The organism is Paraburkholderia sp. CNPSo 3076 (genome assembly GCF_026343935.1).
Lineage (GTDB): Bacteria > Pseudomonadota > Gammaproteobacteria > Burkholderiales > Burkholderiaceae > Paraburkholderia > Paraburkholderia nodosa.
Genome location: NZ_JAPMAL010000052.1, coordinates 23965 through 37952, shown reverse-complemented (window position 1 = coordinate 37952; position 13988 = coordinate 23965). Strand labels below are relative to the sequence as shown.

13 protein-coding genes are annotated in these 13988 nt (G+C 64.5%); 9 read left to right on the top strand and 4 right to left on the bottom strand.

Annotation, left to right across the window (positions count from 1 at the left end; genetic code table 11):
- The 3 genes from M3A49_RS38575 to M3A49_RS38565 form a co-directional block, all read left to right on the top strand.
- On the top strand, positions 1 to 1478 hold a 1478-nt coding region (locus tag M3A49_RS38575), incomplete at its 5' end, for a GMC family oxidoreductase (protein WP_266233510.1).
- 8 nt (positions 1479 to 1486) lie between these two features.
- Positions 1487 to 2842, top strand: coding sequence for a cytochrome c (locus M3A49_RS38570; RefSeq protein ID WP_266233509.1), 1356 nt, complete (start codon positions 1487 to 1489; stop codon positions 2840 to 2842).
- A 130-nt stretch (positions 2843 to 2972) separates the two neighbouring features.
- Positions 2973 to 4166: a porin gene (locus M3A49_RS38565; RefSeq protein WP_323183490.1), complete on the top strand. Its 1194-nt coding sequence runs from the start codon at positions 2973 to 2975 to the stop codon at positions 4164 to 4166.
- Positions 4167 to 4248: 82 nt separating this feature from the next.
- Here the strand turns inward: M3A49_RS38565 and M3A49_RS38560 are convergent, their stop codons facing one another.
- Positions 4249 to 4467 carry a hypothetical protein gene (locus M3A49_RS38560; protein ID WP_028207581.1) on the bottom strand — a complete coding sequence of 73 codons (219 nt, stop codon included), beginning with the start codon at positions 4465 to 4467 and terminating at the stop codon, positions 4249 to 4251.
- 87 nt (positions 4468 to 4554) lie between these two features.
- Positions 4555 to 5361: an AraC family transcriptional regulator gene (locus tag M3A49_RS38555; protein ID WP_254355069.1), complete on the bottom strand. Its 807-nt coding sequence runs from the start codon at positions 5359 to 5361 to the stop codon at positions 4555 to 4557.
- A gap of 116 nt (positions 5362 to 5477) precedes the next feature.
- On the opposite strand from M3A49_RS38555, the gene M3A49_RS38550 reads away from it, so the two are divergent.
- The 4 genes from M3A49_RS38550 to M3A49_RS38535 are packed head-to-tail and all read left to right on the top strand — an operon-like array spanning position 5478 to position 8799.
- Positions 5478 to 6428, top strand: a complete 951-nt coding sequence (locus M3A49_RS38550; RefSeq protein WP_266233507.1) for a DMT family transporter — start codon at positions 5478 to 5480, stop codon at positions 6426 to 6428.
- Between the two features lie 20 nt (positions 6429 to 6448).
- Positions 6449 to 7075 (top strand): hypothetical protein, encoded by a 627-nt coding sequence (locus M3A49_RS38545; RefSeq protein WP_323183489.1) that lies wholly within the window; start codon positions 6449 to 6451, stop codon positions 7073 to 7075.
- A gap of 58 nt (positions 7076 to 7133) precedes the next feature.
- On the top strand, positions 7134 to 7769 hold the full coding sequence (locus tag M3A49_RS38540) for a TetR/AcrR family transcriptional regulator (protein WP_266233506.1): 636 nt from the start codon (positions 7134 to 7136) through the stop codon (positions 7767 to 7769).
- Between the two features lie 46 nt (positions 7770 to 7815).
- Entirely contained in the window at positions 7816 to 8799 is a 984-nt protein-coding gene (locus tag M3A49_RS38535) for an MDR family oxidoreductase (RefSeq protein ID WP_266233505.1), read from the top strand.
- 44 nt (positions 8800 to 8843) lie between these two features.
- Here M3A49_RS38535 and M3A49_RS38530 read toward each other — a convergent pair whose 3' ends face one another.
- Complete coding sequence (locus tag M3A49_RS38530; RefSeq protein WP_266233504.1) at positions 8844 to 9710, bottom strand: helix-turn-helix transcriptional regulator; 867 nt, start codon at positions 9708 to 9710, stop codon at positions 8844 to 8846.
- A gap of 204 nt (positions 9711 to 9914) precedes the next feature.
- Here M3A49_RS38530 and M3A49_RS38525 point away from each other — a divergent pair, with 204 nt between their 5' ends.
- On the top strand, positions 9915 to 10802 hold the full coding sequence (locus M3A49_RS38525; RefSeq protein WP_266233503.1) for an NAD(P)H-binding protein: 888 nt from the start codon (positions 9915 to 9917) through the stop codon (positions 10800 to 10802).
- A gap of 71 nt (positions 10803 to 10873) precedes the next feature.
- Here the strand turns inward: M3A49_RS38525 and M3A49_RS38520 are convergent, their stop codons facing one another.
- Entirely contained in the window at positions 10874 to 12418 is a 1545-nt protein-coding gene (locus tag M3A49_RS38520; protein ID WP_266233502.1) for a hypothetical protein, read from the bottom strand.
- Between the two features lie 505 nt (positions 12419 to 12923).
- Between M3A49_RS38520 and pstS the strand changes: the two genes are divergently transcribed.
- Positions 12924 to 13961, top strand: coding sequence for a phosphate ABC transporter substrate-binding protein PstS (pstS, locus tag M3A49_RS38515; RefSeq protein ID WP_266233501.1), 1038 nt, complete (start codon positions 12924 to 12926; stop codon positions 13959 to 13961).
- Positions 13962 to 13988: the final 27 nt, after the last annotated feature.

The following is a 13988-nucleotide window of genomic DNA, read 5'->3' as shown; positions in this document are numbered from 1 at the left end:
GCGGCGCGGGCCTGCACTGGTCGGGCGTGCATTTCCGCATCACGCCGGAAGAACTGCGCCTGAAGAGCCACTACGAAGAGCGCTACGGCAAGAAGTTCATCCCCGAAGGCATGACGATCCAGGATTATGGCGTCACTTACGACGAACTGGAGCCGCACTTCGACTTCGCGGAGAAGGTATTCGGCACGTCGGGCCAGGCGTACAAGGTGAAGGGCAACGTGGTCGGCGACGGCAATGTGTTCGAAGCCGCCCGCAGCGACAATTTCCCGTTGCCCGCGCAACTGAATACGTATTCGGCACAGCGCTTCTTCGACGCGTCGAAGTCGCTCGGGCTGCATCCCTACCGCCTGCCTTCGGCGAACACTTCGGGGCCGTACACGAACCCCTACGGCGTGCAGATGGGCCCGTGCAACTTCTGTGGCTTCTGCAGCGGCTACGCGTGCTACATGTACTCGAAGGCTTCGCCGAACCTCAACATCCTGCCCGCGCTCAAGCAGGAAAAGCACTTCGAGCTGCGCTCGAAATGCCACGTGCTGCGCGTCGAACTCGACGACACCAGAAAGCGCGCCACGGGCGTGACGTATATCGATCCGGCGGGCCAGGAAGTGTTCCAGAGCGCAGACCTCGTGATCGTCTCGGCGTTCCAGTATCACAACGTGCACCTGCTGCTGCTCTCGGGCATCGGCAAGCCCTATGACCCGGTTTCTGGCGAGGGCGTGGTGGGCCGCAACTTCGCGTACCAGAACCTCTCGACCATCACGGCGTTCTTCGACAAGGACACGTGGACGAACCCGTTCATCGGCGCGGGCGGCAACGGCGTGGCCGTGGACGACTTCAACGCCGACAACTTCGACCACGGCCCGCTCGGCTTCGTGGGCGGCTCGCCGCTGTGGGTGAACCAGGCAGGCGTGAAGCCGATCAGCGGCATCGCCACGCCCGCGGGCACGCCAGACTGGGGCGCCGGGTGGAAAAAAGCCGTGAAGGATCACTACGCGCACACCATTTCGATGGACGCGCACGGCTCCAACATGTCGTACCGCGACGTGTACCTCGACCTCGATCCGACCTATCGCGACTCGTACGGCCAGCCGCTCCTGCGTATGACCTTCGACTGGAAGGACAACGACATCAAGATGGCGCAGTACGTGACGGGCCAGATGCAGAAGATCGCCGAGGCGATGGGCCCGAAGGCCATCAACGTCTACACGCGCGAGTTCGGCGCGCACTTCGACTCGCGCCGCTATCAGACCACTCACCTCGTGGGCGGGGCCGTGATGGGCACCGACCCGAACACCAGCGTCATCAACCGCTATCTGCAGTGCTGGGATGTGCCCAACGTGTTCGTGATGGGCGCCTCCGCGTTCCCGCAGGGGATCGGCTACAACCCGACCGGCCTCGTCGCCGCCCTCGCTTACTGGAGCGCGAAAGCCATTCGCAACCAGTATCTGAAGAACCCCGGCCCCCTGGTGAGCGTGTGAAGAGCCGCATGAAGAAGAACAATTTTTCCCTGCGCGAGAACGTTGCACGCGCAACGATTGCGGCCGCGGCCTTCGCGGCCCTAGCGTCATTCACGGCGCAAGCGGCATGCGCGGCCGACCTGCCGAACGCCGCGCTCGTCGCGCATGGCGAATACCTCGCGCGCGCCGGCGACTGCATTGCCTGCCACACCATACAGGGCGGCAAGCCCTTCGCGGGCGGCCTGAAGTTCGACACGCCGATCGGCGCGATCTACTCGACCAACATCACGCCCGACGCGAACACGGGCATCGGCAAGTGGCACTACGACGACTTCGCCAAAGCCGTGCGCCAGGGCGTGCGTCCGAATGGCGAAACGCTCTACCCCGCGATGCCCTACCCCTCGTACGCACGTCTGAGCGACGACGACATGAAGGCGCTCTATGCGTACTTCATGCACGGCGTCGGGCCCGTGCGGGCACAGAACCGCGCCGTGGACATTCCCTGGCCGCTCTCGATGCGCTGGCCGCTCGGCGCCTGGCGCGTGCTGTTCGCGCCGAAGGTTCAGACTTTCGACGGCTCGCATTACAACGATGCGATCGTCGCGCGCGGCGCCTATCTCGTGCAGGGCCTCGGCCACTGCGGCGCGTGCCACACTCCGCGAGCACGCACGATGCAGGAGCTTGCGCTCACCGACCTCGAAGGCGACGATTTCCTCGCGGGCGGCGGCCCGATCGACGGCTGGGTCCCCTCCAGCCTGCGCGGCAACGCGCGCACGGGCTTAGGCGGCTGGAACGAGGACGACATCGTGCAGTTCCTCAAGTCGGGGCGCAATCTGCATACTGCCGCCTTCGGCGGCATGACCGACGTGGTTCAGCACAGCATGCAGCACATGAACGACGCGGACCTGCTCGCCATCGCGCGCTACCTCAAGACGCTGCCCTCCACTGACCCGAAGGAAACCGCGTATGCCTACGATCCCGCCGCCGCGCGCAAGCTGCAAAACGGCGACGCGAGCGCACGCGGCGCAGCGGTCTATCGCGACAACTGCATGGCCTGCCACCGCAGCGACGGACGCGGCTACACGCGCGTATTCCCCGCGCTCGGCGGCAACCCGGTCGTGCAGGGCAAGGACCCCACTTCGCTGATTCACGTGCTGCTCGCAGGCAGCGCGCTCGAAGGCACGCAATCCGCGCCCTCGTCGTTTACGATGCCGCCGTTCGCCTGGCGTCTGTCCGACCAGGAAGTGGCCGACGTGTCCACCTTCGTGCGTGCGAGCTGGGGCAACGCTGGCGCGCCAGTGAGCGCCGCAGACGTCGCGAAGGTCCGCAAGACCGTCACCGTGAGCACGCCGGCGCTGCCGCCGGGCGCCTCGCTCAAGCGCTAACGCGCCCCGCGCCGCCCTTTACCCTCCCCCGCGTTTCACGCCTGCCGTCTCGTTCGCGAGACCGCAGGCGCGTGCGCGCATAACCAGAAATCGCTCACCAGGCGATCTTTAGACGTTGAAACAACAAATGATGAGAAAACACCTGCTCGCCGCACCAGTTCTGTTCTCGCTCGCCGGCATCGCCTCGGCGCAAGGGTCGGTCACGCTGTATGGCATCGCCGATGCCGGCATCACGTATCGCAGCAACGAGCGCACCGGCACCAACGGCGCCTACACGGGCCATTCGAACGTGGGCCTCTCCACCGGCAACCTCTCGGGCAGCCGCTGGGGCATCAAGGGCAAGGAAGATCTGGGCAACGGGCTCGCGGCCATCTTCCTGCTTGAAGACGGCTTCGACATCACGAACGGCACCTCGGGCCAGAGCGGGCGCCTGTTCGGCCGCCAGGCCTTCGTGGGCCTCTCCGACCAGCGTTACGGCTCGCTCACCATGGGCCGCCAGTACACCTCGCTCGACGACTTCGTCGGGCCGGTCGCGCCCGTGAACTACATCGGCGGCTTCGGCGCGCATCCGGGCGACATCGACGACCTCGACCAGACCACGCGCGTGGACAACTCGATCAAGTACACGAGCGCGAATTACGCGGGTTTCACGTTCGGCGCGCTGTACGGTTTCGGCGGCCAGGCAGGCAGCATGAAGCGCAAGAACACCTGGAGCGTGGGCGCGGGCTACGCAAACGGCCCGCTGCGCATGGGCGTTGGGTATGAGCGTTCGGACAACAGCAAGACCGGCCTGGACGATTCCACCTACGGCAAGTGGCAAGGCACGTACGACGGCACGTTCAACTCGTCGATCAACGAAGGCTATGCGAGCGCGCAATCGCAGCAGGTGGTGGCGGCGGGCGCGACGTGGGACTTCGGTCCCGCCGTGGTCGGCGTGAACTACAGCAACGTGCAATATCGCTCGGGCGCGAATTCGCTGTTCTCGGGCAATGCGATCTTCAATATCGCGGGCATTTTCACGCAGTGGAACGTGCAGCCGCGCACGCATCTGTTCGCGGGCTACAGCTATACGCGTGGCAGCGCCGTGGAAGGCGTGGATCAGGACGCGCAGTACCACAACGTTTCGGTGGGCGCGACCTACGATCTCTCGACGCGCTCGACGGTGTATCTGCTCGCGGGCTACCAGCATGCATCGGGCATGACGCTCGACGCCGCCGGCAATCCGGTCGCGGCAACCGCTTCGGTGTCCGACAAGGGCAACGGCCACTCGTCGGCCACGCAGTCGCAAGCCATTGTGAGCGTGGGCTTGCGTCAGAAGTTCTAATAATCTAAAGCTTCGTTGCTGGCGCAACGAAATCGCGGGTGCTCATGCCATGAGCACCCTTTATTTTCGGCCGCGCCGCCGCTCAGTGCAGCACCTCGGGCCGGTCCAGCAGGCCATAAAACTCGTCGATCGTCACGGTCGGTGCGAACTGCGAGAGTGTGGCGACGATCACGTCGTCGGTAATCGCCGATCCTGCCGCCGATTCGAGCTGAACCCCGGCCGCGGCGGCCTGGCTCTCGGCCAGCTCGAGGGCAATCGACAGGATGAAGCGTGCGTCGGTTTGGGTGAGTAGGGCTTTCATGCCTGCTCTAACGGCGCGCGCACGGGGAATCTTTAGGGTTTTGTGGGGTTTCGTGAGGTTTGGTAATCGTTGCGCGCAGCCCTATGCTCAACGCGTACGCGCCACGAACTGCCCGGGACTCGTGCCCGTCAATCGTCGGAACATTGCGATGAACGCCGACGACGTGGCGTACCCCAGATCCAGCGCCACGGCCTCGACGCTGCGCCCCGCATGCAGCATCGGCAGCGCGTTGACGAGCCGGATGCGCTGGCGCCATTCCGTCAACGACATGCCCAGCTCGTTTTGCGCGCGGCGCATGAGCGTGCGCTCGCTCATGTGAAACGCATCGGCGAGCTCAGCAAGCGAGCGATTGTCGGCGGGATTCTGGCGCAGCACCTGAAGGATCGCGTTGAGATCGGCGTCTTCGGTATGCGGCACGAAGCTGCCCGTGGTCGCGCAGGTCGACAGCTGATCCACGAGCACGCGCAACAGACGCGCGCGCTGCACCTCGCCCTCCTCCTGCGCGGGCGTCACGCGCAGATGCTCGAGGATTGCGCGCACGAGCGGCGACACCATCACCGCGCAGCTCGTCGCCGGCATGCGCGTGCACAGGTCGCGGCTAATGTACACCGAGCAATGCACGGTCTCCTGCTCGTTGAAGCCCACGTGCTCGGTGCCCGGTGCGATCCAGAGCCCAAGATGCGGCGGCGTGATGTAGTGCTCGTCCCCCGCCTTCACCTCGGTCGTGCCGCTGAACGCGTAGACGAACTCGCCCCACGGGTGGCACATCTGCGGATAGGTGGCGTGCGAAGGCATGTGCTCCATGCGGAAGAACACGGGCGTGGGCAGCACGTCGGTGAAGGGCGGCAGGCGCAGGTAGCGCGCCGGGCGAGCACGGTCGGGTGATTTGGGCATGGCGGTCTGGGGCTATCGATTGTCAGTTTTGCGCTATATGCGCGCATCCCGACGCATCAATACTACGCCCACGGCCACCAAACTTCAGCCGAATCCTTCAAATCAGTGAGCCCGCAATGAGAAAGCAAGTCGACGCAACGGCCGTGGCCATCATGGTGGCGCTCTGCCTCGCATGGGGTCTGCAACAGGTCGCGATCAAGGCGGTGGCCGGGGACATCCCGCCCATGCTGCAGATCGGGCTGCGTTCGGGCGTGGCGGCGGCACTCGTGTGGCTCTTCAACCAACTCGTTTCGCGCGAGCGCTGGCTGCCTGGCGTGGCGCGTGGCGCGGGGCTCGTCACAGGCGGCCTGTTCGCGCTCGAATTCGTGTTCGTGGCCATGGGCCTGCGCTGGACCAACGCCTCGCACATGGCCGTGTTTCTCTATACCGCGCCGATGTTCGCCGCAATCGGCCTGCATGTGCGCCTGCCCGACGAACGCCTTGCGCGGTTCCAATGGGGCGGCATTGCCATCGCCTTCACGGGCATCGCCATCACGTTCCTCGGCCCCGCGCTGCTGGGCGCCGACATACCGGGCTCGCCGTTGTGGTTGCTCGGGGACTTCATGGGTCTTTGTGCAGGCGCGGCGTGGGGGCTCACCACCGTCGTCGTGCGGACGAGCCGCCTGAGCGAGGCGCCCGCCACGCAAACGCTCTTCTATCAACTGGCGGGCGCTTTCGTCGTGCTGGTGCCGTTTGCGTTCCTGACCGGCCAGGCGCACTTTCACGCCACGCCGCTCGCCCTGGCCTCTATCGCATTCCAGACCCTGCTCGTCTCGTTCGTGAGCTATCTCGTGTGGTTCTGGCTGCTGCGCCGCTATCTGGCCGCGCGCCTCGGCATTCTGTCGTTCATGACGCCGCTGTTCGGCGTGGCGTTCGGCGTCGTGCTGCTGCACGAGCGCGTGGAGCCCGCGTTCCTGTTTGGCTCGGCGCTCGTGCTGCTCGGCCTGCTGGTGGTGAACGCGCAAAGTTGGGTCCGCCAGGCTTTCGGCCGCCGTACCGCCAACGCAAGGGGCGCTCAGGCATCCTGATTCGATCTCCAGCCGCGTAAATTCGGTCCTGCGCGATTAAGCCACCGCGTCGCCGCGCTTGCCCACCGGCAGCTCGCGCACGACCACATACTCGGGATCGCGCTGCTGGCGCGCGAAGATCGCCGCATCACCGTGCGCCGGCCTCGTATGGCAGCCCGAAGGCGACCGCGCAAGCCGGACAACTCGGTTACCTGCCCGTCGCGCTGTTCGGCTCGGTCATGGGGCTTGCCGGGCTCTCGTCGGCATGGCGCCTCGCGCATCGCATGTACGGCATGCCGCTGTGGATCGCCCAGTTGATCGGCGTGCTCGCCGTGCTGGCGTTCCTGATGATCGGCTTCGGCTACGCCATGAAATGGGTCACCGGCCCCGATGCCGTGAAAGCCGAATTCAATCATCCCATTGCGGGCAATCTCTTTGGGACCCTGTTCATCAGCCTGCTTCTGCTGCCTATCCCGCTTGCCGACTTGAGCGTGCCGCTCGCGGGCTCGGTGAGTTGCGCCGAGCGTTACGCCGACCACGCCCCGGGCCCCATCACGCACGGCATCGCGATCTTTCTGCTCGCGACGGTCACGCCACTGCTGCTCGTGTTGGCCGCCCGCACGTTGTGGGGCGTGCTGCGGGGAGAACTGGAAGCGCTGGCCCACTAGCGGCCCGAACACAACTGCGTGCTTGAATTTTATAGACGATCGGTCTAATATCGGCGACATGGAACCGACCATCGCCAAACCGCGCCGCGGCAGGCCGCCGAAAGACCCGCTCGCGCACGCCGACACACGTGCATCGCTCATTCGCGCCGGCATGGAAATGCTGACCGAACAGAGCTTCGCGGCCACGGGGCTCGATGCCGTGCTCAAGAGGGTGAACATTCCCAAAGGCTCGTTCTATCACTACTTCGACAGCAAGGAAGCATTCGGGCGCGAGCTGATGACCGCGTACGACGCGTACTTCTGCGCGAAGCTCGACCACTGGCTGCAGGACGACACGCGCCCTGCCCTGGAGCGGCTTGGCGCCTTCGTAGAAGACGCCAGCAAAGGCATGGCCCGTCACCACTACACACGCGGTTGCCTCGTCGGCAACCTCGGCGTAGAGGTGGACATTCTGCCCGACGACTTCCGCGCAACGCTCGAACGCATTCTGCAGGGCTGGCAAGCACGCATCGTGGCGTGCCTGCGCGAGGCCCAGCGCGAAGGCGTGCTCGCCAGGCGGATCGACCTTGCTTCACTCGCCGCTTTCTTCTGGATTGGCTGGGAAGGCGCCGTGCTGCGCGCGAGGCTCGTGCGCAGCACGGCTCCACTCGATACATTCTTCAGCGGTTTCATCGCGGGGTTGCCGCGCGCGTGAGCCGCGGCAACGCCAACCGTTCACTGTTTCAGGAGCACCACCCATCATGTTCAAGGCCATTCTGATTGATAAGGAATCCGGATCGTATGACGCGCGCATTGCCGAACTCGACGACGCGCGCCTGCCGGAAGGCGACGTGCTCGTCGATGTCGGCTACAGCACGCTGAACTACAAGGACGGCCTCGCGATCACGGGCAAAGGCCCTGTCGTTCGCAGTTTTCCCATGGTTCCGGGCATCGATTTCGCAGGGACCGTTGCGCAAAGCGCGAACCCTGCCTACGCGGTGGGCGACGCGGTCGTGCTCAACGGTTGGGGCGTTGGCGAACAACATTGGGGCGGCCTGGCGCAGAAGGCGCGCGTCAATGGCGACTGGCTCATTCCGCTGCCGGCGGCCTTCACGCCGCGGCAAACGATGGCAGTTGGGACGGCCGGCTATACGGCCATGCTCTGCATTCTCGCGCTGGAACGGCACGGCATCACGCCCGCACACGGCGACGTGCTGGTCACAGGCGCGAGCGGCGGCGTGGGCAGCTTTGCCATTGCGCTACTCACGCGCCGAGGCTATCGCGTGGTGGCGTCGACCGGCAGGCTGCAGGAAGCGGAGTATCTGAAGCAGCTCGGCGCCGTCGAAGTCATCGACCGCGCCTCGCTATCGGAGCCGGGCCGCCCGCTGCAAAAAGAACGCTGGGCTGCCGCGATCGATTCGGTTGGCGGCCACACGTTGGCAAATGTCTGCGCAAGCCTGCGCGCGGATGGAGCGGTGGCTGCCTGCGGCCTGGCGCAAGGTATGGATCTTCCCGCCACGGTCGCGCCATTCATTCTGCGCGGCGTGAGCCTGCTGGGCATCAATAGCGTCACGCGTCCGTTTGCGCAGCGGCAGCAAGCCTGGCACGCGCTAGGAGAGGCGCTCGACCTGAAGCAGCTCGACACGATTACGCGGGAGATCGGCCTCACCCAGGCCATTGCGGCCGCAAGCGATCTGCTCGCCGGGCAGGTGCGCGGGCGGCTCGTGGTGGACGTCAACCGGTAACGTGCGCAGCCGCGGCGATTCAACGCTTCACGATTTCGCCGCTTTCACGAACCCTTCGCGAACGCGCGCGGCGTGACGCCGAGAAGCCGCGTCATCCAGTGCGCCATATGGCTTTGATGCGCGAACCCCGCTTCGAGCGCCACCTGGCTCAGGCTGAGTTTGCCTGCGATGAGCAGCGCCCTCGCGCGTTCGACGCGCCGCCGCACGACATATTGATGCACCGGCATACCCAATGTTTCGCGAAACAGGGCCTTGAAATGCGGCACGCTCAGGTCGACGAGCGCAGCGAGTTCGCCGAGCGTGAGGCGTTGATCGAGATGGCTCTCGATGTAATCGGTCACGCGCGCCGCTTTGTGTGCCGCAAGCACGGCTGCGCCCCGACCTTCTGGTGTGCCCGTGTCGCCGAGCAGCCGCACGACCATTGCAGTGGAAATGCTTTCGGCAAATAGCGGGTCGCAAGCTGTTCCCGCATCGATCTCAGCCAGCAGCGCGCCCGCCAGCGAATTGATGCGCGGGTCGCGCAACTGGAGATGCGGCCGGATCTCGCGCTTACCCCACGGGTTCTCCATCTGCTCCGCAATCGATCGCACGAAGCGGCCGTCGAACCACACGCGCAGAATCGTGCAGTCCGCGTCATCGGTCCATACGCCTTCGACCCCGGCGGGCACCACATCCGCGTCGCCGTGCGCCTGAAGCCGCGATTGACGGCGGCCGTCGCACGCGCATCGCGCACGCACCGGCGTGCCGACATGAATGCCAATGCGGTGATCCGCCATCGCGGGGAAGCGATGCTGCCCCGCACTCACACGCAGCAGTTCGGCGCCACCGCCATGCCAGCCCAATCCGGCGCTCGAACGCAGGCTGACGCTTGCTCCGGCGTGCCGGTTCGAATCTGCAGTCAGTGCGCTCATGACAATCCTTTTCGACGCTCAAGCCGTGCGGGAATTCGTGCGATGTTTGCGGCCAGTTTACTGGATTACGGCCACGCTCGCGCACCGCGCCATGGTGGACGTATTCAATCATCCGTTTCTGCGCAACGCCATCCGTTCCTGCGCGCCATGCGGCGTTCGTCTACCTACGATGACGCAGACCACGCACACCAGGAGAAAGCGATCATGTTCGTGATTTTTGGAGCATCGGGAAAGGCCGGGCGGGTCACCGCCGCGGCGTTGCGTCGTGCGGGCAAACCCGTGCGCGCCGTGGTGCGCCACGCTCGCCAGGGCGAAAGTCTTGCAGAGCTGGGCTGCGAAATCGTGCTCGCCGATCTGACCGACGCGCTGTCGGTCGCGGCCGCGATCGAGGGCGCTCACGCCGTCCAGCTGCTATGCCCCGTTCCATCCGGTGATACGGATCCCGAAACGACCATGCGCACGATGATCGACGTCGCGACCGACGCCCTGCGCGAAAACCCGCCCGCCACGCTGCTCGCCATTTCCGACTATGGCGCGGAATTGCCGTTGAATACGGGCATCACGCGGCTGTATCACTACCTGGAAAAGCAGCTGAAGCCCATTGCCACGCAATTGGTGTTGCTGCGCTCGGCGGAACATATGCAGAACTGGGCGGCATTCATTCCCGGCGCGCTCGCAACCGGTACGCTGCCGAGCCTCCATCTGCCCTTGGAGCGCCGCTTTCCCACGGTCGCCGCACAGGACGTTGGCACGGCGAGCGCCGCGCTGCTGCTCGAATCGCATCAGTCCGGCATGCCGAGAATCGTGAGCATCGAAGGACCGCACAGGGTCAGCGTGAACGACATTGCGGCGGCACTGAGCGCTGCGAGCGGCCGCACGATCACGCCTCATGTGCTGCCGCGCGAATCGTGGGCCCCCATGCTTCTCAAAGCCGGACTCAGTGAGAAACACGGCCGGCTCATCACCGATCTTTACGACGTATACAACACCGGCCGCATCGACGTGGAAGCGAGCCGCAGCGAGCGGCGCTTCGGCACGACCGCGCTAAGCGACGTGTTTGGCCCGCTCGTTGCGAAATTCAACAGCCAATAGCGCGCACGCCGCAATGACATAAAAGCCGGGCGCTACGCATGCCCGGCCTTTAGTGCATGACTGCGCGGTGATCAGAACCACTTGCCGAACGGGCCGCCCGGCGCAAGCGACACCCCGCGCAGCACTTCGCCGAAGCCCGCGTTGCGCAGCGTCACGAAACGCTCGTTCGCAGCGCCCGAAACCGTGGTGTTGCGCAGCACGTCGCGCACGGCGACGAGGCGATTCGGGTCTGCACCCTGGTCGCCGTTGCCGCTCACTGTCGACGTGATCGCCCAGATTGTGACCGTACCGTCCTGCTCGACGTGGCCCGTGATGTTACGCAGGCCGTCCGTGGCGGGCGACCACGGCAGGCTGGTCGCGGTGTTCGTGCCCACCGGATAACCTGCAACGGTGTACGAAGTCCCCAGATTCAGGCCGTTCTGGAGTGTGTACGCGAGCTTCCACGACTTCGTTCCGGCGTTGTACACCCACTTCTGCAGGCCCGCACCGGTCTGCTGCGCGGCGTGCGTATACAGGTCCGTGCCGCCCGAATAGCCATCGCCCTCGTCGGCCACATAGAGCGTATTCGCGTTGGCGAACCACAGGCCGAACGGGTACGAGAGCGTCGTTGCCGTCTTGTTCGGCGTAGCCGGGAAGCCTGCGAGCACGCATACGTTGCTCGGCAAGCCGCTGGTCGTCAACGTGGAAGCGTCGTACGCAAGCGGATTGGATGGCAGTTTCGCGCCCGCCACCGGCACGCCTGCGCCGCCCGAGGGACACGCCTTGCCCGTGGTGTCGACGAAGTACACCGTGTTCACGCCGTTGCTGCCGCTGCCCTTCGTGAAGTACACCACGTTGTTGAAGACGGTGAGCCCGCGATAGTTGTCGTCCTTGCCCACCTTGTCGGCCTTCGCACCGAGTTGCGTGACCGAGAAGCTCGCGAGCGGCGTGGGCGTGCCGGGCGTTTGCTGCGCCTCATGCTGGTGCGTCACTTCGATGAATTGCGCCCCCGCCCCGAGAATCACGCCTGCCGGCTGCGGATTCGAACCGTTGCCTGCGTTGCCCACCGAGTAGTAAAAACCGTTGCGTTCGCCGTTGTCGTTGCCATTGTTGAGCAATGCGGCGCGGCCGTTATTGCCGCTGTATGCATTCGTCTCCGTAAAGGAGAAATGCCCTTCGGCATCGAGCCGCGCCACGGCGCGATAGAACGCCTGACCGTCGGGATTCGTCGGATCGATCGCGCCCGGCGTATTCGAGTTCGATACGTCGAGCGTGTCGACCGGAGCAACGTAGCCCATGAACGTCAGGTAACGGCCGTCGCTCGAAAGGTTGAGCGCGAGTTCAGACTTCGAGCTGAAGCTCGTCACGAGCTGGTCGTGGCCATGGCCCGGATGCAGACTGTTGGGCACTTCCAGCGTGTGGACGACCTGGCCTCCCGGCGTAATGGTGTCGAGGAAAATGCGCGCCGTGATGCCAAAGCTCGGATCGTAGAGCACGTTGTTCCAGACGGCCGGATACGTGCCGTCAGTGGGCGCGCCGCCCGTGGGGCAGCTCGCCTGCGCACTATTGCAATTGGGCGGCAGTGTCATGCCGGGGGTGACGTTGCTCGACACGTTGTCGTAGACACTGCGGCTCACGACGAGCAGGCCCGAACCACCGAAAAACGCGTTGGCGTCTTGCGCGGCAGCGGCTGCACCTGCACTGGCGCAAACCAAAGCAGCGGCAATAACAAGACGGGAAGGACGTGCGGCAAAACAAGCGCCGCAAAATGCTGAGCGAGGGGTATTGATGGCCATCTGTAGCGTCTCCGAAAGGAATTACAAGCATTTTGTCAAGACGAACTCGGGGTCAATCCCGCTTACCCTAGCGAAATTATGTGAAAGATTTGTTGCAGGCAATACGGCTTCGTTCACGCGTTTTCCTCTGCGGAAATCGAACGGATTAGCCCGTTTTTCGATCCGGTAATTTCGTTTGTTATCCTTATCATCCGGTCGCGCACACAAACGCAACGCTTCGTCATAAAACCGCCGCACGATAGCAGGATTCAATTTGAATCCTGCCTGTCACCATCCTGTAATTGACAGTACGCGGACCAGACAGACTCCGCGACTTCCCAGAGAACATGAATAACGGGAGAGGCTCGTGAGACCATTGCGCCCCCTGATTGCCGCGCTCGTTTGCGGCGTTTGCACGTTGTCGGCCCGCGCCGAAGACGTGACCGGATGCGGCAGTACGCTCGCTGCCCCCCTTTACAGCCACTGGGCCACCGCCTACCAGAAGTCCGGCGGCGGCAAGGTGATCTACCGCAGCACCGGCTCCACGGACGGTATCAAGCAGATCGTCGCGCACACGGTCGACTTCGCCGGCTCCGACGCCCCGCTCACGAGCGAGCAATTGAGCAAGGACGGATTGCGGCAGTTTCCCACCGCGATCGGCGGCGTAGTTCCCGTTGTGAATCTTCCGGGCATCAAGGCCGGTCAGTTGATGCTGAACGGCGAGGTGCTGGGCCAGATCTTTCTCGGCAAGATCCTGTACTGGGACGACCCGGCCATCGTGCGACTCAATCCGAAGATCAAGATGCCCAACACGCCGATCGCTGTCGTGCGGCGTCTGGATGGTTCGGGCACGACGCTGATCTGGACGCACTATCTCTCGCAGGTGAGCCTCGAATGGAAACGCAAGGTCGGCGAAGGCACCAATGTTCACTGGCCCTTGGGGATAGGCGGTAAGGGTAATGAGGGCGTCGCCACGTTCGTGGGCTACCTGCCTGGCGCGATTGGCTATGTCGCCTGGGACTTCACGAAGCAGAATCATCTGACCTACACGGCGATGACCAACGCGGCGGGCGCGGTCGTGGAGCCGGGCATCCAGACATTCAGCGCAGCGGCCGCGAATGCGGACTGGTCAAGTTCGCTCTTTCAGGTGCTCACCAATCAGCCGGGCAAGGACGCATGGCCCGTGATGGGCGCGACCTACGTGCTGTTGCAGGCGACACCGGACGACTCGGCGCGCAACACTGAGACGCTGAAGTTCTTCGACTGGGCGCTCACGCACGGCGAGCCGACGATCCAGGCACTGGACTATATTCCGCTGCCTGCCGTGGTCGTGACGAAGATCCGCGCGCAATGGCACGGCGACAAAGGCGACGACGTCGCAGCCAAAGCCGTTAGCGCGCAATAGCGTCCACCTGCATTCACGAGTGCGCTC